Here is a 25,410-nt window from a genome sequence, read left to right on the forward strand (position 1 = left end):
TTTAAAGTCAGAAAAAACGACTAAATAGTTAACATTTTTCCAACAATTCGCTTTACTAATTGTATACAGTTCGTACATAGTTAGTGATAACAAAGTGACCAGTTGCATTCTTTGCAGGGTCGAATTACACAGATAAACCACGGAACAGAGGAGCGCCAAAAGCGCTATTAAAGGACTATGGGAAGACTAACAACACACGTATTAGACACTACTCACGGCTTACCAGGTGCAGAAATCAAGGTAGAGCTTTATAAGGTCAACGAAGGCTCAACAGAAAAGCTGGCGACGGTACTCACTAACTCCGATGGCCGAACCGATGCGCCGATTCTGGCAGGAAATGATTTCCGACCGGGGAAATACCAATTGGTGTTTTACGTCGCCGATTACTACAGAAGCAAAGGCGTGGAGCTGGATGGCGTGCCCTTCCTAGATGATGTGGTTATTCGCTTTGGTCTAGATGATCCAGACGCGCACTACCACGTTCCTCTTCTCGTCTCGCCTTACAGTTTCTCAACCTATCGGGGCAGTTAGTCCCGTGACCTAGAACTTCGAACTAGGCTCAACCGACAAATATTAAACAGATTGGTGCGTGCATCTAAAATGATGCGCGCTCACTAAACACGCTCATATAAAAATACTAACAACGTTATTAGTTAGAAGTTGATGACTAAACAACAGGTAACTAAAGAAATAACGGCTAGGAAAAAACCTTAAAACTTAATATTGAAATCTCGCTGTATTCAATAAATGGATCACAACATAAAAGGACTTGCTGACATGAGTGAGAGTAAAACAGAAATACTCAACCAAGATGCGAACAACGGAATTTTAGAGAAGTTTTTTAAAATTAAGGCCCACGGAAGTAGCGTAAAAAATGAGTTAGTCGGTGGTGTCACCACCTTCGCAACCATGGCTTACATCATCTTCGTTAACCCACAAATCATGGCCGCTTCAGGCATGGATTCAGGCGCGGTATTCGTCGCGACCTGTATTGGTGCTGCGATCGGTTGTTTGTTAATGGGGCTATTTGCGAACTGGCCTGTTGGACTTGCGCCGGGCATGGGCTTGAACGCCTTCTTCTCGTTCACAGTAGTAAGCGAAATGGGCTACAGCTGGGAAGTCGCGCTAGGTGCGGTGTTTATCTCCGGTATCTTGTTCGTCGGGATGAGCTTCTACAAAGTCCGCCAATGGATAATTGAAAGTATTCCAGTGAGTTTGCGTTACTCCATGACAGCGGGCGTTGGTTTGTTCTTGGGTCTGATTGGCTTGAAAACAGCAGGTATTGTCGTCGAAAACCCTGCGACTTTGGTGTCACTAGGTGACTTTACTAAACCAGAGGCGCTGCTTGCTGCTATCGCATTTCTTATCATTGCGGTACTCAGTGAGCGTAAAGTCTTTGGTGCGGTGTTAATCGGCATTTTGAGTGTAACTCTGGTCGGCATGATGCTTGGCTTAGTGCACTACAACGGCTTCTTTGCGGCTCCACCAAGCTTAGCGCCTACGTTCCTAAAAATGGACATTATGGGCGCACTCGATGTTTCGATGATCAGCGTTATCTTGGCTTTCCTTTTTGTAAACATGTTCGATACCGCAGGTACTTTGATGGGCGTGGCAGAGCGTGCAAACCTAACTAACCCTGAAACGGGCAAAATTGAAGGTCTTAGCAAAGCACTGAAAGCCGACAGTATCTCAAGTGTGGCAGGTGCGTGTGTGGGTTGTCCGCCAGTAACCAGTTACGTAGAAAGTGCAGCGGGCGTTGCAGCAGGCGCACGAACTGGCCTATCGGCAATTGTAGTTGGTGTGTTGTTCTTAGCGGCGATTTTCCTATCTCCACTTGCAGGTATGATCCCAGCTTACGCAACCTCTGGCGCGTTGATTTACGTAGCGTTCGTGATGATGAGCAGCATGCAGCACGTTGATTGGAAAGACTTCACCAACGGTGCACCTGCAGCCATTACCGCGTTAATGATGCCACTGACGTTCTCTATCGCGAATGGTATCGCACTGGGTTTCATTACCTACACAGTACTGAAACTGGCGACAGGTAAAACAAAAGACGTATCAATTTCGATGTACTTCCTAGCGGCTATCTTCATCGCCAAGCTTGTGTTCATCGGCTAATCACCCAACGTAACTATCGCTTGGCCTGTTCGCAGGCCGAGCTATCAAGAAACAGGTTACAACAACATTTTTAAGAAAAAGCTAATTGTGCTAATCAGCGGAACGCACAAGCAATCCGTTCCTTTAGTACACCTTTTTTATGACCCTACGCAGTTTGTAGAAGTCATTATTTGACCGCCAATCGCCTGTAAACGGAAACGCAGGCAGAGGAATATCAAATGAAACTTCTGTACACCCTAAATGAAAGACCGCCTCATGGGCTAACCCTCCTACTCGCACTGCAACACATGCTCGCCTCGATTGGTGGCATTGTGGCTGTTCCCCTTATTGTCGGCGCTTCTATCGGCCTACCTAATACAGAGATTGTCTCGCTGATCAATGCTGCGTTATTGGCGTCTGGTATTGTGACCGTCGCTCAATGTCTTGGTTTTGGTCCTGTTGGTATTCGGCTGCCCGTTGTGATGGGTTCAAGCTTTGCCTTTTTGGGTGTCGCTATCTCGATTGGTAACGAAGGTGGCGTCGCCGCTATTATGGGCTCAGCGCTTATCGGCTCGTTCGTGGTGATTGGTGCCAGCTTCTATATGGATAAGGTTCGGAAGCTATTCCCAACCGTGGTAAGTGGTGTGGTGGTTACCTTAATCGGTTTAACCATTTTACCGGTTGCCATGAATTGGGTCGGAGACTCCCCTGCCAACACGGAACAATTCGCCACACTACCAAAGCTGTTTCTAGCACTGGTCTCTTTGGGCATCGTGGTTGGCGTCTCGGTTTACTGTAAAGGCGCGGTTGCCGCTTCAGCTATCGTGATTGGTTTAGCAGGCGGTTACATTGTGGCGCTATCGCTCGGCATGGTCGACCTTGAGCAAATCAGCTCTGCCGCTTGGGTTGGCGGCCCTGAACCTTTCAAATACGGCTTCACCTTTTCTGCGAGTGCCATCATCAGCATGAGCTTGGTGTACATCGTGGTTATCGCCGAAGCAACGGGTGATTTCATGGCACTCGGTAACAACTGTCAAACCCAAGTATCCGGTAAAGATTTAAAACGAGGCCTTCTAGGCGATGGCCTTGGCAGTACCTTATCTTCAATTTTAACGGCAATGCCACTGGCATCATTCAGTCAAAACGTCGGTATTGTGGGTATCACAGGTGTAGCGAGCCGTTATGTAGTGGCTGCAACCGGTGGTTTGTTGATTTTAGGTGGTTTATTCCCGAAATTAGCCGCAATTGCCGTCACAATACCTAAACCTGTTCTGGGTGGTGTGGGCTTTGTGATGTTCGGTATGATCGCTTACGCGGGTATCCGTATGTTGATCAAAGCCGCAGACACCAAGCGAAACGCCTTGGTAATCTGTGTTGGTTTAGCGTCAGGTTTAGCTGTAACTTTCGAACCAAGATTGCTGCAACACTTGCCACATGATTTGGCGAATTTTCTTCACTCTGGCATCACTACAGGCACTATCATGACGGTACTGCTGAACCTTGTGTTGCCGAAATCTTCACGAGCAGAAGAGCAAGAAGCGCTAGCCGAAAGCCAAGCGCAAGTTGAGCTAGAAATGAAAGAACAAGCTGAAGAAGCACTTCAAGCAGACGAGCAATTGGAGATTCAACAAGCAAGCACAGAAACAGACGTTCAAGCGGCATCAGATAACCCTGAGCCCAAAGCGAACTAACTGGTTCTCGAACTAACTAAGTCTCAGACTAACGTAACACCGATTTCCGTAGGATCAGGGCTGATTAGAGCATTGAACGTTTTAACGCCCCTGATTCGAATTTATCTTTTAACTACAAATACCAAATAAAGACCCTCTTCCCTGAAAAGGCTGAGATGGCTAAGGACTACTATGAATGGAAACCATCTGGATTAAGAATCCTCTCGTAATCTACACTGGCTCACTGGCTGATGCAGAAGGCGGAATTGTCATTAAAGGTAATAAAGTCATTGAATTGGTTGGTAAACACAAAGAACCGACCTTACCCGTTGATTACAGCGTCGACGCCTCTCGTCATGTTGTGACTCCTGGGCTTATCAATGCGCACCACCACTTCTATCAAACCCTAACGCGTGCCTACCCTGGCGCACTCAATAAAGAACTCTTCCATTGGCTACAAAGTCTCTACCCGGTTTGGGCCAACCTCGATTCTGAGATGATGAGCCTAGCTACAGAGCTGGCGCTGGTTGAGTTAATGATGTCGGGCTGTACCACCGCCTCAGATCACCATTACTTACTGCCAAACGGGCTTGAACACGCCATCGATTTACAAGTCGAGGCCGCAGAGAAGCTTGGCGTGAGAGCGATATTTACGCGCGGCTCCATGAGCCTAGGGGAAGATGAAGGTGGGTTACCGCCACGACACACCATTCAAACCGAACAGACCATCATCGACGATAGCCAACGCTTGATTCGTGATTACCACCAGCGTGATGAAGGGGCGATGATTCAAATCGCACTCGCGCCTTGTTCGCCGTTCTCAGTCACAACCGATCTAATGAAAGAGACCGCCAAGATCAGCGAACGTGAAAACGTGATGATGCACACGCACTTATGCGAAACGCTCGATGAAGAAGACTTCTGTATCGAGAAGTTTGGCCTACGCCCTGTCGATTACCTAGAAGATGTGGGTTGGCTCAACGAACGAACTTGGCTTGCTCATGGTATTCACTTCAATCCAGAAGAGATCAAACGTTTGGGTAAAGCAGGCATTGGTATCAGCCACTGCCCAACTTCCAACATGATGTTGGCTTCCGGCATTTGTAAGAACAACGATCTTGAAGCCGCTGGCGTTAAAGTCGGGCTAGGAGTGGATGGTTCAGCCTCGAATGACGGCTCCAACATGATTGCTGAAGTGCGCATGGCGATGTATCTACAACGCCTGCAATATGGTTCTGCCAATGTTTCACACTTTGACGCACTGCGCTGGGCAACGTCTGGCTCTGCAACAGCAATGGGTAGGACGGATATCGGTACACTAGAAGTCGGAAAACAAGCCGACATCGCGATGTTCAAGCTCGATGATATTCGCTTCTCTGGCAGCCACGACCCACTGGCCGCATTGCTACTCTGCGGGGCGCAACAAGCGGATAAAGTGATGGTAGCCGGAAAATGGCGAGTCAACGATGGTGCCGTGATCGGCGTAGACATGGAGCAACTGATGCACCGCCACCACGCCGCGGCGATGAAGCTCGGCAAGCTGGCAATGAATAACTAGAGTTTCGATGTTTTGAAGTCACCAGAAAGCAAAAGGCCGACATGATGTCGGCCTTTCTTGTGTCACTAGAGAAATTGAGTGATAACAACTGGATGCTTTTCGACTAGACAAATTTCGACTTAGTTGTACGCTCGAGCAAGTATTCCCTGTCCCTGATATTCATACATTCCAGCATCGTTACTGATGAACACTGACTCACCTGAACTCAGCATTAACTTATGCTCTTTAGTTGAAACCGTTACCTCACCACCGATACAAAATAAAATCTCTGCGCTCCGTAGATACTGTTGGCTGACCTCTTCGTTCACTGACAAGATGTCGAAGCCGAAATCATCAACAGGTATAGGGAAACTCAACTTGTCTTCTTTCTCGATAGGTTTCAGTTTGATGCCTTCGATATCCGTCGTTTCAAAACACGTATTATCAATCAATTCAGGTACATCGATAAACTTAGGAGTGAGACCTGCACGTAACACATTATCTGAGTTCGCCATAATCTCTAGCCCAGTACCTTCGATATAAGCATGCGGGGTTTCGGCATGCAAAAACATTGCCTCACCCGGTGCAAGCTCGATTGTGTTCAACATGAGTGGCGAAAATAAACCAATATCATCGACATAATGCTGTTCAAAGCCTTTGCTGTACTGTAATGCTTCTCGCCCCATAGCAGTCTTCGGTCTACGTTCATAAGCCGAATACAGCTGCTCTAGCGCTAACTTTTTTCGCTCACCTTCAAGTGTCATCACCGAGGTAAAAAACACTTTCAAGCCTTCGCTGTTGGGACTAATTGCTAGTGCTGAGATCTCAATATCCAGTGCGCTAATTTCTGCTTCTTTAAACAACTCTATAATTTGCGGAATAGGCCTAAAACCATTCATAGCTTTGTAGAAAGTCAGTGCATAAACCAGCTCAGGTTTATGGTTAGGATCTTTGTAGTTTCGATTCGATGCATCCAAACTAATGCCTAGCTTATTCTCTCGTTCAAAACCAAGCTGGGCCTTTTTCTTACTTGGGTGTACTTGTATCGATAGAGGGGTTTCTGCCGCGAGAACTTTAAACAAATAAGGTAGCTCGCCGAACCTTGCTTCCGTGTATTCCCCAAACATTCCCTTACTGTCTTGGCTTAAAACCTCCGATAGCAGCTGGCCTGTATCAGCAACTCTTGAGCAGCCTCTAGGGTGAGCCCCCATCCAAATTTCAGCTTGAGGCTCGGAATTAGGATTTTGAATATCAAACAGCTCAGAAATAGACTGTTTACTTCCCCACGGATAATGCTGAATAACATTATCTAATTTAAATAAAGACATAGATATTTCTTTGTATCACTTGCAAGTAATCAAACTTAGTCAGCTACTTAACATTAATCATTGACGCACCCAACTTGAGGGTAGCAGCGATATTTCGAGATGTTTGAGTCACGTTCATGCTCGCCTCTTGAAGCACTTTTTCAAGGCTCTGTGGTGAGCGAACAGTGGCAAAAGCACTGTCGATTGTGGCGTATAAATCATCGATTTCAGAACCTAAAGAACCTGCAATTCCAATCACTGGAATCGACTTCGCCTTAGCTCGCTTAGCAATGCCAAATGGCGTTTTACCTTGCAGGGTTTGGTTATCCATTTGGCCTTCGCCCGTAATCACCAGATCAGCCTGTTCTAGAACTTTATCAGCGTCTAACGCATCTAAAATCATCTCAATTCCAGGCTTAATTTGAACATCAAATAACAAGGAGACACCCAAAGGGGTGCCACCCGCCGCTCCAAACCCAGCGCTAGAACAACGGTCGACACCAGTTATTGAGAAAGCAACCTTGGCAAAGTTAGATAAACAACGCTCTAATTCAGCAATCAAACTTGGAGACGCTCCTTTTTGAGGACCAAACACCTCACTAGCTCCATTACCCCCAACAAGTGGGTTCGCAACATCGCATGCCACTATGAATTCCACTTGCTTACAACGGGGGTGAACACCAGACAAATCGATGCGGGCAAGATTAGAAAGCGCAGCACCGCCTTTTGGTAATTCGTTTCCTTCTCGATCCAGTAGCTTTCCACCTAAAGCCTGTACGATACCAGCCCCACCATCGTTGGTTGCACTACCACCGAGGCCAAGCATTATTTTGCTCACACCTAGATCTAATGCTTCACATATGAGCTCGCCAGTACCATAGGTAGTGGTCACTGCAGGGTTACGTTGAGGAACATCGAGTAGATCTAAGCCTGATGCCGCCGCCACTTCAATTAAGGCAGTACTGCCGTTATCAAGTAGCGCCCATTGAGCCGTCACACCACAGTCGAGTGAATCTAACTTTAGCGGCCCGGTCACTGGCGAAAGTCTTATCTCGCCCTCTAAACCTTGCATCAATACGTCAACCGTTCCCTCACCACCGTCGGCGAGAGGAAGGTGTACGTATTCAGCTTGTGGAAATACGTGAACAAAACCTTGTTCAATGCATTCACAGACCTGCTTAGCTGTCAGTGACTCTTTAAATGAATCTGGAGCAATCACTATTTTCATCGAAGGTATTCACTCTAGAGCAGTAAGAACAAAAACGCTGAAATGACCAGGCCAACACCTAAAACTACTGGGTAGGCTATTTGACTAATGTCCTTCGCCATTTCCGGCTCTTCTTGCTTCTGAGATTCAGAGTCTGACTTTGCTTCACTGTGAGTATTGTTCGCGCCTTGAGAACAGTCGTCTTCTGAACCGAGCAACTTCATAATCTGTTGAGTCGAATTCGCGGCTAGTAACTCATCACGGAAATCATCGTCTACAAGAGAAGACGTCAATGTCGTCAACACTTCCATGTGCGTAGATCCAGCTTCTGCTGGCGGGATCGCAATCAAGAAGATCATATTGACGGGCTCATCACCATCAATACCTTGCCACATCAATTCATCTTTAACGAAAGCACAGGCAAACACAGGCTCAATAACCGCCGGAGATTTACCGTGAGGGACCGCTAAGTACTCACCCAGAGCTGTTGGCCCCTCTTCTTCACGATGCAATACAGCATCTAAAAACTGCTGTTTATTTGTTAATTTGCCAGCTTGGTCGATCTTGTCAGTCAATGCGTTAATAGCTGCAAATCGGTCATCGAACACCGCATCTAACAGAATTAAGCTTTCGGACGTTAGGTTAGATAATTTCATGCGCTATTCCTTATGACTCTTCAGCCAAACAAATTGAAACGGTTTCAATGTAAAGACATTTGCTAACTGCTCACGACTAATCAAGTCATAACCACCAGCATCAAGGCGAACCTCTTGTGGCACCTCACTTAAGTTCAGAGCAAAGCGAATAGATTCATCTCCTTCGCCGCGCTGCAATGCAAACACCTTTTCACCTAGGTCTAGAACTTTTTGGCTCATAAGTGGAGAAAATGCAGGTTGAGTTTTACGCAGCTTCACCAACTCAACCATCTGGCTATAAACTTGTTGGCGCAATGAGCCAGCTTCGGCTAGCTCCGCCTCTAACTCGTCTAAATCGAACTTCTCACGATTGATTCTGCGGTTAATACCCGATTCAACCATCCCGTTAATATCATTCTCACTGCCCAGTAAACTGTGATAGTAAATCGCAGGCACACCAATAAATGAAAGCAAGATAGATTGAGCCGCCAAGAATTTTCTCGCTTTCTCATCATCACTATCGGAAGCTTCAGTTAATGCACTTAAGTAATTGATATTCAACTCATAAGGAGACTGAGACCCGTCACTGTTGTTTTTATAGTTTACGCGACCACCTTTACGCTCAACCTGTTCACACATTAACAAACGATCTTCATTGGTCAGGATCCCTTCCGTTGGACGAACACCGACACCGTCATGGCTCGCAAGGAAGTTAAAATAAGTTGTCTTATTCCCTTGCTGCAGTGAAGCCATTGCTTCTTCGGTTAGGCCTTTCGCCCATTCGGTCAATACAGAACTGTTTTGACTCATGAATGCATGCAGAGTCAAAGGCGGAAGCGGGAACTGATACACCATGTGTGCTTCATTTCCTTGTCCGAAATACGAAATATTTTCCTTGTGTGGCACATTTGTTTCAGTGATTAGTAACGCGCCAGGAACCGTCTCATCAAAGATGATTCGCCATAGCTGGATAATCTGATGTGCTTCCGGCAAGTGAATACACGTTGTATTTAATACTTTCCAGATAAAACCGATGGCATCTAGGCGTATTGAACGGCCGCCGTTTACTGCATACATCAATAAAATATCGATACTTTCTAGCAACACTTTCGAGCTTCGGAAGTTGATATCAATTTGGTCTTCAGAGAAAGTAGTCCACACATGAGATGTCTCCCCCGAAGCCTTACTAAACGGTGTCAGGAGCGGTAAAGCGCGGGGGCGCGTAACACTCGAGTAGTCTAGGCTTGGGTCAGACTCAACAAAGTAATCTTGGTATTGCGTATCACCTGCTAAATAACCTTGAAACCAATCACTGCTTTTTGAGATGTGATTGATCACACAGTCGTACATCAAATCAAAGTTCTCAGACAAAGCATTGAGGTGTTCCCAGTCACCCAACTTCTCGTCGACCTTTCGGTAATCGACCACACTAAAGCCATCATCAGAGGTATACGGAAACATAGGTAGAATATGGATATTGCTGATTGAGTCTTTTAGGTACTTATCAGCAAAAATTTTCATACTGCTCAATGTTTTTTCGTCGTTACGAGCAAAGCTGTCACCGTAAGTAATCAGGTAAGATGTATTCTCATCAACCCACGGTGTGTATTGTGGAGCACTTGGCTTCCATTTCTCAATTAAGGCTAAGATCTCTTGCGTTACCGAGTGTGCTTCTTCTTCACCATAAATATCGGCGACTTTGTTGAAGAGTATTGTTTCAATCATATCTTTGTCCTTATTGAGCAACGGCAAACGTTACGCGTAAATCGATGCTGTTGTTTGGTTGAACAACAGCTTTAGGAATACTCTCAACGCTTGTTGAGTCTGCGTACGTTTTTGGCTGTTCTCGGTAATCCACCAGCTCAACTTGCTGAAACTGTTCAAACGCATTTAGTTCTAGTTCAACGACTGAAGGCGTAGGGTTAAACAATCGAATGATCACCGCATCTTGCTTATAGAACGAGTGCCCGATACTTGATAGTTCAAGCGGCTGTTTGAGTGAAAGCAGGTTAAATGAAGCTAAACGCTCACGTGAATCAAATCGAACTTGGAAGCGCTCTAATCGATTCTCAAAACTGTTCAACGTTTGCTTTTGATAGCTAAATGGTGCATCAAGGTATTCGCGCTCTAACCGACGAATTGTGTTGTGCTGAGCATCTTTCGTTAACGCCAAAGCAAAACTAAATTGCATGAATTTTTGAAGTTGTGCATCAGGAGTGTGTACTACGGTATTATTGATGCCAGAAGCACGACCTGGTCGCCACGCTAAGTCATCTTTACCAAGCACACCAGTACCCTTGAAGAGGGTGAGAGCGATTTTATCTGAGTGTTGCCCCTTGATGATTTGAAACTCTTTAAGTCCACTGCCATTAATCACAACGGCTTTATTTGGCTCAGCTAACGCCACAGCACCTTCTGTGGTTTCGATATCAATAGGGCACTCTCGGAACTTATCCTTCCAACCTTCAACTGACGGCGCAATTGAACGCTCCATCAATGCAAATGGCTGGGTGCTAATCGAGGTGTTGGATTGAACGTCAGAATTAACTAACACACGCACACGGTGATCTTTCGCCTGGTTGATCGTTGTGATGTTGACTATTAGCTGCTCGCTGCCATGGCTAAGCGTTAAGCTAATTTCAAACGTCGCCTGATGATCGTTCTGATTCGCAGTTCGGGCGCTAAGATCAAATGGAATATCGAGTGTCGCGCGCACCAACATCACTTGCTCAGTTTCACCTACCCGCGTTTCGATAAGCTCAATAGCGTGGTTATATAACGGTATATCTCCTCGCAACGGTGAGAAATCATAGGAGTCGCCATCATCAGCTTGTTCTTCAAATGTAAGAAGTCGAGGAATAACGCGATTAGCCTTTTTATCGACTAACTGAAGTTGGCTTCCCTCACACGTCAGCATCATTACTTCATTTTCAATCGATATTTGCTTACGTACTTCCACTTGACGATTGATCACGTCACATGGCTGTACTTCAAATACTTGGTATCCCATCGCTGGTAAGTCATTAACTGAGATATTCAACTCGAAACGATAGTAAGGAGGAACCGAAACCTCTTTTTCACCGTCTTTGGTAACTTCAATAACCTTGCCACCATCTAACGTCTCGCGCTTAATCACTTCGATAGCACATTGTTCGTTGCCATCTGAGATTGCGATGTTTTCATGCGAACTAAATACCACGGCCTTAACAAACCCTGTGTATGGTTTAATTTGGCCGTTGAACAACATCAACTCATTATCATGGCAGCTACTAGCAATCTCTTTGATAACAAGGTTATACAAACCGTGGCAAATTTCTTGAGCCTGCTTTAAGCGATGCATAATATCGGCATTGGTCGCATCACTATTGCAGCCACCAATACTATCGTGCGCATGACACTCAAGAATCTTCTTCCAAGCGATATCTATCAGCTCTGTATGGACAGTAATACCTTGTGCTTTCGCAATTGCGATGACAACTTCAAGCTTCTTAATCAAGAACTGCTCTATATCGAAATTTAGCTTTTTAATGTCATATCTAACTGAGCCGATCGTCTTATGAATTCGAGCGTAACGCGGGGCTTTAAATTCACCTTTATAAGTCTCAAAGCTATCGCTGTTATCGCGTAAAACATCAACAAATGCTTCCATAGAAGAGATCGCATATACGTCTTGCTCAGGTGAGCGATGCGAGGCAGCTTGTAACGTTTTAGGGAGATCAGGATCAATATTCACCTGATCGCCACCAGATGGAATAAGCACTTCACTCAAGCCAGAAAGAGATTTGATTTTCTCGACCATTGGGAAGATTTTCTTGTCTAGATGATCAGGGGTCGCCACCATGTTTTTAGCTGCGCCATAACCATGGACAAGGTTATAAGCATAAATCACATCCCCGCCCGCAGAACGCCAATTAAAATTAGAACGCTCTACCTGTTGGTCATAATCAATTCCGCGCCAGAAAATAATGTTATCGATTCCCATGCCTTTAAACAAAGTCGGCATTTGTGCGTTGTGGCCAAACGTATCAGGTAGGTAACCCACCTTCATGCTATGCCCTAAACTTTCCGCAATATGCATACCGTATTTAAGATTACGAATGATCGACTCACCCGCCACATTATAGGTATCGGTCTGTGTATACCAAGGTCCTATAAATAGCTTCTTATCAGAAACGAGTTGTGCCAAGCGATCACGCATGTGCGGCAGGACATTAAGATAATCCTCAACGATAGATGATTGACCATCTAAGTGATAACAACTGTACTCAGGCTGAGTTTCCAACGTTTCGATAACTTTAGTGAAGTTATACGTAGCCAAAACGTCACTGTCTTGCTGAGTAAAATACCACTCACGATCCCAGTGCGTATGTGGAATTACATGAATTTTAGCCATTGATTTATCTCGACTTATCTAAATTTTCAATTGAGGGGAAGCGGTCACTTCCCCCATTAAATTTCAAATGATGAGGACGCTTAATTAAGCATTACTCGGCTGAGGTTTGGTGCATAACAGCAATGCGACGGCAATAAACCCTGAACCAACGAACACGGATAAGGTGTAGCTAATTGGGTCTGATGATAGGAACCACCCCCAAACAGCTGGTAGCGGTAAGCTTTGGAAAACATTGAGGACAACCGCAAGTTGAGTACCTATGATTGAGCCAAGGATCATAATTGGGATCATCTTAGGGTTCTTAAGAATGAAGGGGATTGCACCTTCTGAAATACCAATCATGCCAAGCATTAGAGACGTCTTACCGACCGTTTGCTCTTCTGGGGTAAATACACGTTTACGAAATTTACCGTCTAGCATCGCAGCCAAGCCAACGCCAATCGGTGGGATAACAATTCCCAGCTCACGGGCAATTAGGTCGAAGCCTTCGCCCATCCCGTTAAGACCAAGTGCTACTGAACCTGCGGCTTTGTTGATCGGACCGCCTAAATCAAAAGCAGTACCTGCAGCAATTACCATCGAGTAAATACCTCGACCTGCGTCGCCGGCTTCGGTGAACACATTAATCATTGCAAGGTTTAAAGCACCAAAGAACGGATTAATCACGTACTCCATGGTTAACACCATCACCACGCCAGTTACTGCTGGCACTAACAGCATGGTTTTTAGAGTCGTAAGATCCGTTCTTACTCGAATCACATCGTTAAGGTAACGGACCAAATAGCCCACAAGGAAACCAATAGCAATGGCACCGAAGAAGCCTGATGGCGCCCACCCTTCCAGGTCGAAAAATCGTTTGTAAGGCTCATCGGTCATCAAACCGCCAATAAAGGCTGGAATAAGTGCAGGTTTACCCGCAATCGAATAAGCAAGGTATCCGGCAAAGATTGGATACATAAACTTAATTGTCATGAAACCAAGCTTATCGAGCGTTTGAATTGGTGTTCCCGAAATATCAATGAACTCGCCAGTGATTTTCGCCACGGCCATCAATAACCCACCAAGTACAACCACCGGCAACATGTAGCTTATACCTGTCATAATATGACCAATAGCCACCTGGTAAGCGGAACGTTTTTCGTCATGCACTTCGACGTTAGCATCAGACTTTTCTTTACCACGTAGAAAAACTGTCGGCAGTAAATCGTCAACACGTTTAATCAGCTCTTGGGTACGAACTTGTAGCGGGTTCGCGTTATCAAATCGTTCCATGTCCATAATTGGCACATCAACGGCTAATACCACGCCGTCCGCGGTAGCGATATCATGAGCTGTCAGCTTATTTTTAACACCATCACTACCTTGAGTTTCGACTTTAACTTCATAGCCTTGCTTTTCAGCCCAGCTCTGAATTTTTTTAGCTGCCATGAAGGTGTGCGCAATCCCTGTAGGACAAGCGGTCACTGCAACCAGTTTTTTCTTAGCCATGGTTTAATACCTTGTTCTTATCAACTGCGGCCAGTATATGAAGCGTGAATGTGTACCGACACTGTTTCATCGTACAACCGAAGTATCACGATACATCTGTGATTGAAGTCATGGTAATTTGCCTCATTTTCGCGCGTAATATTGATAGTTTCTTAAATAATAGCTGAGAGCAATGAACACATTTCAAGGTATAGAACGTGCGATTTACGAGTATTTGATCGGCCACGCCAGTGAGCTCCATGAGATTTCGGCTAAGACCATTGCAAATAAGGCTTTAACAACAACTACATCGGTAAATCGAGTTTGCAAAAAGATGGGCTACGCGAGTTACACTGAACTCAGGTATAAACTCTCTAATGAGCTCAAGCAAAATGTGACAACACCTTCAAGTCACATGAATCAGCAACAAATTGCGGGGGTTGCCAATACATTGAAGTTATCCCCTGTGGTGTATCTGTATTCACGCGGTGCATCCATCGTTAGCGTAAATTACCTGTCTCGATTTCTATCCTTAGCTAACGTACCTCACTTGGTAATCACAGATATTCACCAGCTCACCCGTGCCGAACTCGGTACTCTGCTATTGATCAGCAAGTCTGGCGAAACCAACTCTGTAATAGAAATGGCGCAAAATGCTAAGCGTAAGGGACTGAAGGTGGTAGGAATAAGCCATCAAGGCTCAACACTCGACCAGGTTTGCCACCAAAACGTAGCACTAGAAGAGCAAGTGGATGGCATCTCTTTGTATGGTAGGGAGTCTCAGATTCATTCACTGCAAATCGTAGACCAAATTGGTAAAGAACTGCTGACCTTTTAGTCTCCCCCTTTTCCAGTTCTGCAAATACAAAAAGAGCAGCGCTTAAGGCTGCTCTTTATTTTCTACGATATTATGGACAAGGAATCCGCAGTATATTCATCAAATTACAAGTTCATGACAAACCCTAAACGTACTGCATAATCGTTTTCTCGGTTGCCGTCAGAGTCCACGTAAGTTTCATCGACAGACACTAGCTCCATGTATGGCGTCCAAGTTTCATTAACCTTATAGTTAACCATAACAGTATGCTCCCAATAATCATCTCGACCAGTGCCTTGGTCAACACCGTCTTGATAACGGTATCTCGGGTTATACATTAGCCCCACATCACCAAAGCTTTTAGATAGCCAGATATCAAACTGATTCGAAGCACCACGTGTTGTGCCACTGCCATCCAAGTAGTCTTTCCCGTTTGCATCGTTGGACCAGTTATAACGATAACGACCAGTTAGAGAGACTCCGTTTTTGAAGCTTGTACCCAACTTCAAGTATGGACGGTATTCAGTCCAATTTGGCGCTGTCACTGTGACAAGACCCGGAGCCCAATACCACTGCTCATTGATTTCGAACTTGTATGTCGCCTCAAATTCTTGCGCAGCAGCTTTTAGACCATTAGTGTCTTCATCATTTGAATCGTTACCAGCAAAGTAACCGTCGTTATGGATCTGGGCGGCCTCCGCACTGAAGTAAAAACCAGTATCGAAGGTGTGCATGAATTTCACTCGGCTGTCGCGAATATCAGACGCAGTGTTATGACCAAAACGTACGTCTAACTTGGTTTCACCAGCAAAAGTGGGCATAGAAGAAAGGGCAATAAGAGTAGAACAAAGTAGAACTTGGCTTTTCATTTTTTACCTTTATAGTTTTATTAGGATACGAGCTTTCGCTTTCGCCGCCACTATAAAACTCAGGAATTAAACAAGTACAAAGTATCGTGATACATTCGCTGTATCACCGTTCGACTTGAATATTGGTCACATTGGAAACATGAGCCAAGTCTACTTTTGGGATATTTGGGGAGAGGCTTTTTTAGAAAAAATAAGGCGTTTTACATTAAGGTGGCTAGCTCCATTTCCTTATAATGTCAGAGCTAACCATCGTGTTAAAAATACCTAGTGTAAGCAGTTTAGAGCTTCATTATTTGATCACTAATCCATCAAGCTCTTAGACTTAATCGCCTTCTTAGAAAGCTCTTTCGCGAACTCAGTGATGTCTGCTTCGAATTCATCGACGCTTTGGCGGATTTCATCCAATTGAACCGTCTGCATTACGCGGTTTTCCATTACGATTTGGCCGTTCACAATCGTCGTATCGATGTTGCTTGGGTTCGCTTGATAAACCAAGGTTGCGTATGGGTCGTAGCTTGGCATCATGTTCGCTGATTGTGTCTCTACAATCACGATATCTGCTTTCTTACCCACTTCAAGAGAACCAATTTGATCTTCCATGTGTAGGGCTTTTGCGCCGCCTAAGGTTGCCATCTCGATCACCTGTTCAGGGATCATGATGGTGCGGTCTGAGTGCTTTAAGCGCTGCATGTTTGCTGCGTAGCTTAATGTGCGCATGATATCGACTTGGTTAGAGCTCATTGGACCGTCGGTTCCTAAGCCAATGCGCATATCAGCACGGTACATATCCCATGCCGGTGCGATTCCCGTCGCGCCTTTAGCGTTCGCCATTGGGTTGTATGAGATACCCGCGTCAGCTTGCTTGAGAAGCTTTTGGTCGTTCTCTGATAGGTGGATACCGTGAGCAATCACTACGCGCTCGTCTAGCACACCAATTTCATCCATGTATTCAACTGGTGATGTCGCTTTGGTTTCGTCTTTGATGCGCTTCTCTTCATTCGGGAATTCAGCAACGTGAATCAGCACCGGCACATCATATTGAGCAGACAGATTGTTGATCTCTTGCAGCTTATCTTTGCTCACGGTGTACACCGCATGTGGTGCATAAGCAGGTGTGATTAGCTCATCGTTTTTATACTGCTCAATAAAACCTTTGGCGTATTCAATGCCGCCGTAAGGTTCTTTGGCATCGACCACAGGGAACTTAATCACGGTTTCGCCGAGCACAGCACGCAAACCGACTTCTTTGGTCGCCTTGGCCATTTCGTCCATGTGGTAGTACATATCGGCGTAAGTGGTCACACCGCTTTGTGCCAATTCGATAGAGCCAAGCTTGGTTGCATTGTAAATCAGTTCACGGCTTAGCTTTTCAGCTTCTAGAGGGAAGAAGTAAGCGAACAAGCGGTTCGAGATGCCCTCTTCTCCTAAGCCACGAAACGCAATCATCGGTAAATGGTTGTGCGCGTTCACCATGCCCGGCATAACGATCCCATCTTGAGCATCAATCACTTTTTCAGCGCGGTATTGAGTGATCAACCCCTCGTTACCGACTGCGATAATCTGGTCGTCTTTCACCACTACGACACCGTCTTCAATCACATCCATTTCTGAATTGATGGTGAGAACCTGTCCGTTGGTGATGATCAGATCGGCGTTGTATGTTTGCGTCGCGACCGTCGAGCCGCAACCTGCCAGTAGAACAGCGCTGATGGTGCATGCCAAGCTTTTAAGCGTCATTACTAAACCTATATGTTGTGCGTGTAATATTGTTAGCAAGTTAGTCTTTTCCTTTAAAAAAAAGAGCACCGCTAAATTTTTGCGACACTATAACCTTACCTTTAAATAAAATGGCATACCTAATCGAGCCAAATTCAAGATAAATGAGTTATTGCATAACAGGTCACAAAATCGCACTTCACGAACCTTTGTGATTAGCCTCTAGATCTGCTTGTGAACAGCTCTTCGCTCGTTCAGCCGAACCTTTAGAAAAGAACAACGCATACATGGCTGGAATCACCAAAAGTACGACTGGCAATGAGAACAGCAGACCATAGCCCAGCGTAAGCGACATTGGCCCCATAAACACGTCCGTTCCACCTAACCCATAGGCCAAAGGAAGCAAGCCAGCAACTGTGGTCACTGATGTCATCACAATCGGGCGAAGGCGACTAACCGCGGCTTGAGTTACTGCGTCTATTGCCTCTAAACCTTCGGTTCTTAGCTCGTTGATTCGGTTAATTAGCACTAATGAATTATTCACCACCACGCCTGTCATGCCGAGAACACCAATCAACCCAAACAGAGACATCGGCTGCATGTGAACCACGAGTGCCATCAATGACGCCATAATCGCAAACGGGATAACCGCCATAATCAGCAGTGGTTGCAACAGTGAATTGAACATCACCGCCAACACGAAATAGATCGCCACCATCGCCGCAGGGAACACCACCATAAAACCACTCATGGTTTCGTTGGTGCTTTCTGCTTCGCCGCCAACGCTGATGGTCACGTTCGATGGGTATTGACCATTGAGCTCTGTGACTAGCTCATCGGATAACGCGACAGGGCTAATGCTCTCGTCAGATAAAGCCGCTGATACCGTCACTTCACGCTCCCCGTTGTAATGCTTAATCAGACGCGGAATTTCTATCTGTTCAACCGTTGCCAATCGACTGAGCGGTACTTGCTGCCCATCTGCGGTGTAGATTTTAGTCGTTTTCAGTTTCTCGATATCGCGGAATTGCTCGTCCAATACCACACGAATATCGACCTCTTGATCGCCAAGCCAAGTGGATGTCACGCTGTTTCCATCAAAGCCAACTCGCAGTGCATTCGATAAGTCACTCACCGTTAAGTTGTATTTCGCCAGCCAGTGATATTGAGGAACAATATTCAACTGAGGATCTTTCAGTGCCTCACTATGATTGACGCTTGTCACTCCTTGGTAATCTTTTAGCCAAGCCATCACCAAATCCACGGTTTGATTGCGTTCGCTCTCGGTTCCGCCAAGAACTCGAACCTCGACAGGCTCACCGGGAGGCGGACCACCAGCATCAATTGAGAACTTAATAAACATACCTTCAGACACCACTTTCAACTCTTCATTAAGTTCCGCAATAATCTGTTCTGCTGAACGGCTGCGCTGATCAAAGTTCGTTAAATTAATGACGCCTTGCGACACCGGTGATGAGTAAACCAATTCATAGCTAACCAGTTCCGTTTCCGGCAGGGATTCGATCGCTTGCTCTATCGACAGATGGGCTTCTCGCACCTTGCTTAGCGGCGTGCCTGCCTTCACTTCGGTGTACACCTCAATGTATTTACCCGCTTCTGTCGGGAAGATATCCACTTTCAACGAAGACACCAAAAAGCCAGAAACGGCGAAGCCAACCAACGCCAATGCAATCACTGACTTCTTGTAGTTCAGGGCGAAATTGAGCAGCGAACGGTAGTGGTTCGCTATCCATTCAAATCGATCCTTTTCTAGAGGTTTTGGGGTGCTCTCTTTTGCAGAAGCCAAGTGTGCAGGCAGCGTGAGCGTACATTCAATGAATGAGAACACGAGCGCTGCAATTACGGTAATCGGAATCACAGCAACCGCCTTGCCCATAGTGCCCGGAATAAACATCATCGGGATAAACACTAAGGCAGTGGTTACTAGGCTCGCCATCAATGGCTTGATCACCTTTAGCGTCCCCGACACCGCAGCATCGACACCTTTCTTGCCCGCTTCTTTTTCTTGAAAAATACTTTCCGCGATGATCACTGAGTCATCAACGATAATGCCGATCACCAACAACAGTGCAGCCAATGTGATGCTGTCTAAATTCAGCCCCATAATAGGCAAAACGATCATCACACCGAGCACACAAAACGGGATAGAAACCGACACCCAAAAGGCGACACGACGTTGCAGAATCATGCTCAAGATTAGCAAAACCAACACCAGACCGATTGCGCCATTGGTGGCTACAATAGCGAACTTCTCGCTCATGTCTTTACCAAGGTCAAGGCTGGTCTGGAAGATGAATTGGTCGCCAATGCGTTCGCTTTCTTTGGTTAACAAAGCCTTGATACTGTCGATGGTAGCAGTCACATCGGCGCTGCCACTGTTTGTGATTGAGAAAATCACCGCCGGTTTCCCGCTCAAAACAGGATCTTCAGTTGCGCGCGCAAAGGTATCAATCACCGTTGCCACATCAGACACACGCACGATCTGACCTGAATCCAACGCTTTGATTACGATGCCCGAAACATCATCGGTCGACGCCACTTTGGTCATGGTGACGATCTTCTGCTCTTGGCTCCACGACTCTACAAAACCATCCGATTGCGATAGGTTGTGTTGTTCTATCGCGGTACTGACATCATTGAAGGCAACTTGGTAACGACGTGCTTTTTCCGGGTCAACCTCAACCCAAAACTCTCGATCGTTAAACCCAGAAAGCTTGATAGCACCAACGCCACCCAGGTTGTTGATTCTCTTTTCTAGCTGATAAGCGTAGTGCTGCAATGAAGCGGGATCGGTGTTGCTGTCTGATAGGCTCACGCCAAAATGGTACACATCCAAAGAAGAGGTTTTCTGCTGAGTCACAACCGGTGGCGCATCTATATCTTTCGGTAGGTTTCCCACTCGATCGACCGCTTGCTGAATATCTCGCAAGATCACCGCTGCGTCTTCACCGGGTAGATATTCGACCTCGATAAAAGAGCGTCCTTCTGATGATTCAGACGAAAAATACGCAATGCCATCCACTGAGCGAAGTTCTTTCTCTATCGGGTTAGTGATATTCAGTTCAATATCTTGAGCCGTTGCACCGGGATAGATGGTTTCGATTTCCGCCGTGTCCATCGCAACATCGGGATACTCTTGTAAATTGAGCTGTATTAACGACATAGCACCCGTCAGCAACACCATTACCGTAATAATTCGAGCTAAAAATTGACGATTCGCGAAGTATGCTAAAAAGTTCATCTCTACTGCCCTTTACCTTGGTTCGAGTCCGATGTTGCTTGAGCCGTTGTGATATTTTTCACTGCAAGATCTGTCGAGGCGTACACCGACATACCCGGCTTAAATTGATGACCTTGGTTGGTGATCTCGACCAAGACTGGGTAGGTCAAATTTTGCATCTCGACACCAATACGCTGCACGTTCGCTTCCATCTTGAGTTCTGGGTTGGTTTCAGACCACACCACCACATCCTGACCGACCGTAAAGTGCTTTAAGTCATACTCACTCGCCATGAATGACAAGGTGACTTTATCGATGTTGACCACTTCATAGAGCAAATCACCTTCACTCACCCAAGCGCCTGATTGCGCAGGTTTGTTAGAGATATAGCCAGAGATAAGAGACTCAATTTGCGTATTTTCGAGATCGACTTGAGATTGTTGATAGTCAATTTGAGCAACAGAAACAGCCGCTTTGGCACTGAGAAACTCGGCACGTGCTGTATCTAACTCTCCTATTGAAAGGCTGTTCTTTTTGATGAGTGCTTGATAGCGGTTATAGGTTGCTTTTCGTAATGCAAGATCCGCTTCTGCAAGCGCAAGATTGGCCTTCGCTTTGTTAACACTAAACTTAAAATCATCGGCTTTAATTTGAGCAAGTAGTTGCTGTTGGTTTACAGCATCTCCCACTTCAAGGTTATTCATCTCAACAACGCCAGGCACCTCAGCCACAATACTGTGTTTGTTCAACCCTTGAACATGGCCGATCAGCTCTGTTGCTTGAGCTGTTGATACTTGAGTTGTAAACACTCCGAGAAGTGCTGCAAGCGCTATGATTTTAGTTTTCATAATTCGACCCTCACCTATTGATGCAATCTATTATTGAACTGGCTTTGTCGAATTAAAGTCAAAGTCGATGCTAGATTTATAAAGAATTTGATGAAATTTCATTTTTTTGATCAACGCTATCCATTAGAGATAAGTTCGACATGATTTTAGGTTGGCTACATTTTGGGTAGGGGCAGGTCTTTGGATCGGATAGAGGCTTGAACGCAGTCGTATTTTGGTTGTTGAAGACAATATCGAACGACAACTCATTATTGTCGATTTCTAAAGGTCACTCTTCCATAAAGCAACGCATACAAAAAAGGACATCGAGTGATGTCCTTTTTTTTATAAAATTGAGTTCGACTAGCTAACTAAGCTTTTCCTTTCACACCACAGCCTTTAATCACTAGCTGCGTGATAAATTCAGCGGCATCGGCATAGTCTTTATCATCGAGCTGTTCTTTCTGCATCACGCTGCAAATCTGCCAGCCAAAATCGGCGTAGGTTTGAGTGGCTGCCCAGATGGTGAACATCAAGTGATGAGCGGGAACATCGTCCATTAAGCCTTGCGCCGACCATGTCGAGAACTTATCAAGAATCATCTGGGATTGCTTATACAGCTCGTCACCAATCTCTTTCGGCAACACTTTCGCACCCGACATCACTTCATTGGCAAATACCTTAGAAGCATGTGGATGGTCGCGAGAAATGATCAGCTTGGTTTGAATATATTGGGATAGGGCCTCAACAGGATCGCTGAGCTCTTCAATCGGACGAGACGCTTCTAGTAAGGGCTGAGTGACGGTTTCAAGCACAGCGTTGTAGAGCTTATCTTTAGAGCTGAAATAATAGAATACGTTGGGCTTGGGAATGTCGGCCGCTTTCGCGATATCGGCCATTTTTGTTGCAGCATAACCATGAGTGGCGAATTGTTCACACGCGACTTCGATGATTAAATCTTGATTCTTTTGTCTGATCCTAGACATATTGCATCCTTTACAGCTCGTTACTGAAATCATAGTAATCAACGTGCTTCATTAGTCCAGAAGATAATTTCAGAACTCAAGGTCACCGCATTGATAACAATAAAATGGCCGCTCTATTTGTTAAGAAGCGACCATTCCATACTGTGTTTTTGAACTGTTCAAATTAAAGAATCAATATCGCGCGGAAGTCATTCACATTGGTCAGCGTTGGCCCCGTGGTAAGAAGCACATCGACTTGTTTGAAGAAATCGTAACTGTTATTCGCATCGAGGTAATCTTGCGCTTTAAGCGACAGGCTCGAACCTTGTTGCCATGTTTGAGGGGTTATCCATGCGCCAGCATTGTCTTCCACGCCATCAATCCCGTCGGTATCAGCAGCTAAAGCGAAGATATTGTCTTGGCCTTTAAGCTCGTTATATAGGCTCAACAAGAACTCACAATTACGCCCACCGCGACCATCGCCTTTAACGGTTACCGTGGTTTCCCCGCCAGAAAGTATCACGCAAGGCGTCTCAAATGGGTGCTTATGATTAGCCACTTGCTTAGCCAGCGCTGCGTGAACTTTCGCGACATCTCGCGCTTCTCCCTCTATACAATCACTCAACACATAAGCCGGAATGCCTAAGCCTTCAGCCTCTGCCGCAGCGGATTCCAATGCCGACATCGGGGTGGCGATAATATGGTGCTCGGCGTTTTTCCAGCACTCATCATCCGGCTTTACCGTTTCTGACTCTGGGTTGTTCAACCATTCGAATGCCGAAGGTGGTGTTTCAATTCGATAGCGTTCCAGTATTGCCATCGCATCAAAACGGGTGGTGGTGTCTGGTACGGTCGGGCCCGATGCAATCACACTGATGTCATCGCCCGGCACATCTGAAATCACCAGTGACACGACTCGTGCTGGATAAGCGGCTTTCGCTAATCGCCCACCTTTAATCGAAGATAAATGCTTACGAACGCAGTTCATCTCATCAATAGCGGCGCCTGATTTAAGCAACGCCTTATTGATTTGTTGTTTCTCTGCCAAGCTGATGTCGCCACCGGGCAAGCTTAGTAATGCAGAGCCACCGCCAGACAGTAGGCAAATCACTGTGTCGTCAGCACTCAGATCGTTTACTAACTCCAGCATACGTTGGCTCACTTCTAAGCCCATCGCATCTGGGACTGGGTGGGCCGCTTCGATCACCTCAATATGTTCGCAAGGGGCGGTGTGCTCATAACGAGTCACCACCAAGCCTTCAAGGTCACGCAGTGCAAGGTCTTGTTGTTTCTTTGCCTGCCAAACCGCTTCAAGCTCTGCTGCCATTGACGCGGCCGCTTTTCCTGCTCCTATCACCACAGTACGCCCAGCTTGGTTAGCAGAGCGATAAAAAATGTCTTGAGGAAGAAAAGGTTCGATGTGATTTTTAGGTAGCGCCTGATTAACAGCACTTGAGAAAAGGGTTTGCAGAAACTGCTTAGCATCAATGTCCATCAGCCACTCCTTAGTTGACGGAGAAAAAAAGAACCCCGATACAAGGCCAAAGGGTGCCTGCTAAGATCAAGTTGGAAAGGAACAACTTCAACCTCTGCCTCGTATCAGGAACGCGTATAAAAGGAGACGAAACTACGCGATTTATAAACAAACTGTTGGGCTACAAATCGATAGCAGCCCTAATTAATTAACGGATAATCGGTAGATTGACTAACCACTAAACGAACAAACCGTTAACTAGATTAACGAATCGAGTGGTCAGAGCGTTTCTCAATCGCTTGGATAAGCGCAGAGTGGTCCCAACCTTCACCGCCCATTTCGGCGCACTCACCAAACAACTCCTGAGCATTCGCTGTATTCGGCAGTGCAACACCTAATTCTTGTGCGCCCGTTAGCGCTAAGTTCAGATCTTTCTGGTGAAGTGAGATTCTAAAGCCAGGATCAAAGGTGCCTTCAACCATGCGCTCGCCGTGCACTTCCAAGATCTTAGAGTTAGCAAAGCCACCCAATAGAGCCTGACGTACGCGTGCTGGATCGGCACCAGCTTTTGAAGCAAAGACTAACGCTTCAGACACGGCTTCGATATTCAACGCCACAATGATCTGGTTAGCCACTTTGCACGTTTGACCTGCACCGTTGTCGCCTACCAGCGTGATGTTCTTACCCATGATTTCAAATAGCGGACGTGCTTTATCAAAGGCGTCTTGCTCACCGCCGACCATGATAGTCAGCGCTGCATTGATAGCGCCTACTTCGCCACCTGATACCGGAGCATCAAGGTATGAAGCACCGCCTTCGTTGATTCGCGCAGCAATGGCTTTGGTTGCGATTGGCGAGATAGAACTCATATCGATAACCAGTTTTCCAGCAGCGCCACCGGCGGTGAGGCCTTGCTCGACGCCGTTGTCACCAAACAGGACATCTTCAACTTGAGGTGTATTTGGCACCATTAGGATAATGACATCCGCCGCCTCTGCCGCTTCCGCAGGTGAATGGCAGACCGTTGCGCCTGCTGCCACAAGATCGGCAGGTGCTGCATTAAAGTGATCCGACAGAATCAAATCGTGACCTGCTTTTTGAAGGTTACTCGCCATAGGTTTCCCCATGATGCCAGTTCCGATAAATGCAATTTTAGACATGTTGTTCTCCTTAACGTTTGAGGGT

Annotated in this window: 18 protein-coding genes; 5 read left to right on the plus strand and 13 right to left on the minus strand. The window is 46.0% G+C overall.

Annotated features, from left to right (window positions below; translation table 11 throughout):
* Positions 1-177 precede the first annotated feature (177 nt).
* The 4 genes from uraH to OCV20_RS23530 all read left to right on the plus strand — a co-directional run bounded on the left by uraH (position 178) and on the right by OCV20_RS23530 (position 5,328).
* The gene (uraH, locus tag OCV20_RS23515) at positions 178-531 is read left to right on the plus strand and encodes a hydroxyisourate hydrolase (RefSeq protein ID WP_048611819.1); all 354 of its coding nucleotides are present in this window, start codon (positions 178-180) and stop codon (positions 529-531) included.
* Positions 532-777: 246 nt separating this feature from the next.
* Positions 778-2,121 (plus strand): NCS2 family permease, encoded by a 1,344-nt coding sequence (locus tag OCV20_RS23520; protein ID WP_048611821.1) that lies wholly within the window; start codon positions 778-780, stop codon positions 2,119-2,121.
* Positions 2,122-2,339: 218 nt separating this feature from the next.
* Complete coding sequence (locus tag OCV20_RS23525) at positions 2,340-3,791, plus strand: nucleobase:cation symporter-2 family protein (protein ID WP_050632524.1); 1,452 nt, start codon at positions 2,340-2,342, stop codon at positions 3,789-3,791.
* Positions 3,792-3,966: 175 nt separating this feature from the next.
* Positions 3,967-5,328: an 8-oxoguanine deaminase gene (locus OCV20_RS23530; RefSeq protein ID WP_086774503.1), complete on the plus strand. Its 1,362-nt coding sequence runs from the start codon at positions 3,967-3,969 to the stop codon at positions 5,326-5,328.
* 119 nt (positions 5,329-5,447) lie between these two features.
* Here the strand turns inward: OCV20_RS23530 and manA are convergent, their stop codons facing one another.
* The 6 genes from manA to OCV20_RS23560 all read right to left on the minus strand — a co-directional run bounded on the left by manA (position 5,448) and on the right by OCV20_RS23560 (position 14,337).
* Entirely contained in the window at positions 5,448-6,635 is a 1,188-nt protein-coding gene (gene manA / locus OCV20_RS23535) for a mannose-6-phosphate isomerase, class I (protein ID WP_061037659.1), read from the minus strand.
* Between the two features lie 43 nt (positions 6,636-6,678).
* Positions 6,679-7,842: a glycerate kinase gene (locus OCV20_RS23540; RefSeq protein ID WP_048611829.1), complete on the minus strand. Its 1,164-nt coding sequence runs from the start codon at positions 7,840-7,842 to the stop codon at positions 6,679-6,681.
* A gap of 14 nt (positions 7,843-7,856) precedes the next feature.
* On the minus strand, positions 7,857-8,477 hold the full coding sequence (locus OCV20_RS23545; RefSeq protein ID WP_048611831.1) for a fructose PTS transporter subunit IIA: 621 nt from the start codon (positions 8,475-8,477) through the stop codon (positions 7,857-7,859).
* A 3-nt stretch (positions 8,478-8,480) separates the two neighbouring features.
* A complete protein-coding gene (locus tag OCV20_RS23550) occupies positions 8,481-10,181 on the minus strand; it encodes an alpha-amylase family glycosyl hydrolase (protein ID WP_048611833.1) in 1,701 nt (566 codons plus the stop codon).
* Positions 10,182-10,191: 10 nt separating this feature from the next.
* The gene (locus tag OCV20_RS23555) at positions 10,192-12,849 is read right to left on the minus strand and encodes a glycoside hydrolase family 38 N-terminal domain-containing protein (RefSeq protein WP_086774504.1); all 2,658 of its coding nucleotides are present in this window, start codon (positions 12,847-12,849) and stop codon (positions 10,192-10,194) included.
* Between the two features lie 84 nt (positions 12,850-12,933).
* Positions 12,934-14,337 carry a PTS fructose transporter subunit IIC gene (locus tag OCV20_RS23560; protein ID WP_048611837.1) on the minus strand — a complete coding sequence of 468 codons (1,404 nt, stop codon included), beginning with the start codon at positions 14,335-14,337 and terminating at the stop codon, positions 12,934-12,936.
* 172 nt (positions 14,338-14,509) lie between these two features.
* Between OCV20_RS23560 and OCV20_RS23565 the strand changes: the two genes are divergently transcribed.
* A complete protein-coding gene (locus OCV20_RS23565; RefSeq protein ID WP_048611838.1) occupies positions 14,510-15,154 on the plus strand; it encodes a MurR/RpiR family transcriptional regulator in 645 nt (214 codons plus the stop codon).
* 104 nt (positions 15,155-15,258) lie between these two features.
* Here the strand turns inward: OCV20_RS23565 and OCV20_RS23570 are convergent, their stop codons facing one another.
* From OCV20_RS23570 to OCV20_RS23600, 7 genes are all read right to left on the minus strand, one after another.
* Entirely contained in the window at positions 15,259-16,002 is a 744-nt protein-coding gene (locus OCV20_RS23570) for an oligogalacturonate-specific porin KdgM family protein (RefSeq protein WP_050647492.1), read from the minus strand.
* Between the two features lie 300 nt (positions 16,003-16,302).
* The gene (locus OCV20_RS23575; RefSeq protein WP_086774505.1) at positions 16,303-17,739 is read right to left on the minus strand and encodes an amidohydrolase; all 1,437 of its coding nucleotides are present in this window, start codon (positions 17,737-17,739) and stop codon (positions 16,303-16,305) included.
* Positions 17,740-17,917: 178 nt separating this feature from the next.
* Positions 17,918-20,980 carry an efflux RND transporter permease subunit gene (locus OCV20_RS23580; protein ID WP_086774506.1) on the minus strand — a complete coding sequence of 1,021 codons (3,063 nt, stop codon included), beginning with the start codon at positions 20,978-20,980 and terminating at the stop codon, positions 17,918-17,920.
* Positions 20,981-20,982: 2 nt separating this feature from the next.
* Positions 20,983-21,807 carry an efflux RND transporter periplasmic adaptor subunit gene (locus tag OCV20_RS23585; protein ID WP_086774507.1) on the minus strand — a complete coding sequence of 275 codons (825 nt, stop codon included), beginning with the start codon at positions 21,805-21,807 and terminating at the stop codon, positions 20,983-20,985.
* A 350-nt stretch (positions 21,808-22,157) separates the two neighbouring features.
* Positions 22,158-22,772, minus strand: a complete 615-nt coding sequence (locus OCV20_RS23590) for a TetR/AcrR family transcriptional regulator (protein ID WP_048611847.1) — start codon at positions 22,770-22,772, stop codon at positions 22,158-22,160.
* Positions 22,773-22,935: 163 nt separating this feature from the next.
* The gene (locus tag OCV20_RS23595; protein ID WP_086774508.1) at positions 22,936-24,246 is read right to left on the minus strand and encodes a glycerate kinase type-2 family protein; all 1,311 of its coding nucleotides are present in this window, start codon (positions 24,244-24,246) and stop codon (positions 22,936-22,938) included.
* Positions 24,247-24,488: 242 nt separating this feature from the next.
* Positions 24,489-25,385: a 2-hydroxy-3-oxopropionate reductase gene (locus OCV20_RS23600; RefSeq protein WP_048611851.1), complete on the minus strand. Its 897-nt coding sequence runs from the start codon at positions 25,383-25,385 to the stop codon at positions 24,489-24,491.
* Between the last annotated feature and the right edge of the window lie 25 nt (positions 25,386-25,410).

The organism is Vibrio coralliirubri, from assembly GCF_024347375.1.
GTDB classification, from domain to species: domain Bacteria; phylum Pseudomonadota; class Gammaproteobacteria; order Enterobacterales; family Vibrionaceae; genus Vibrio; species Vibrio coralliirubri.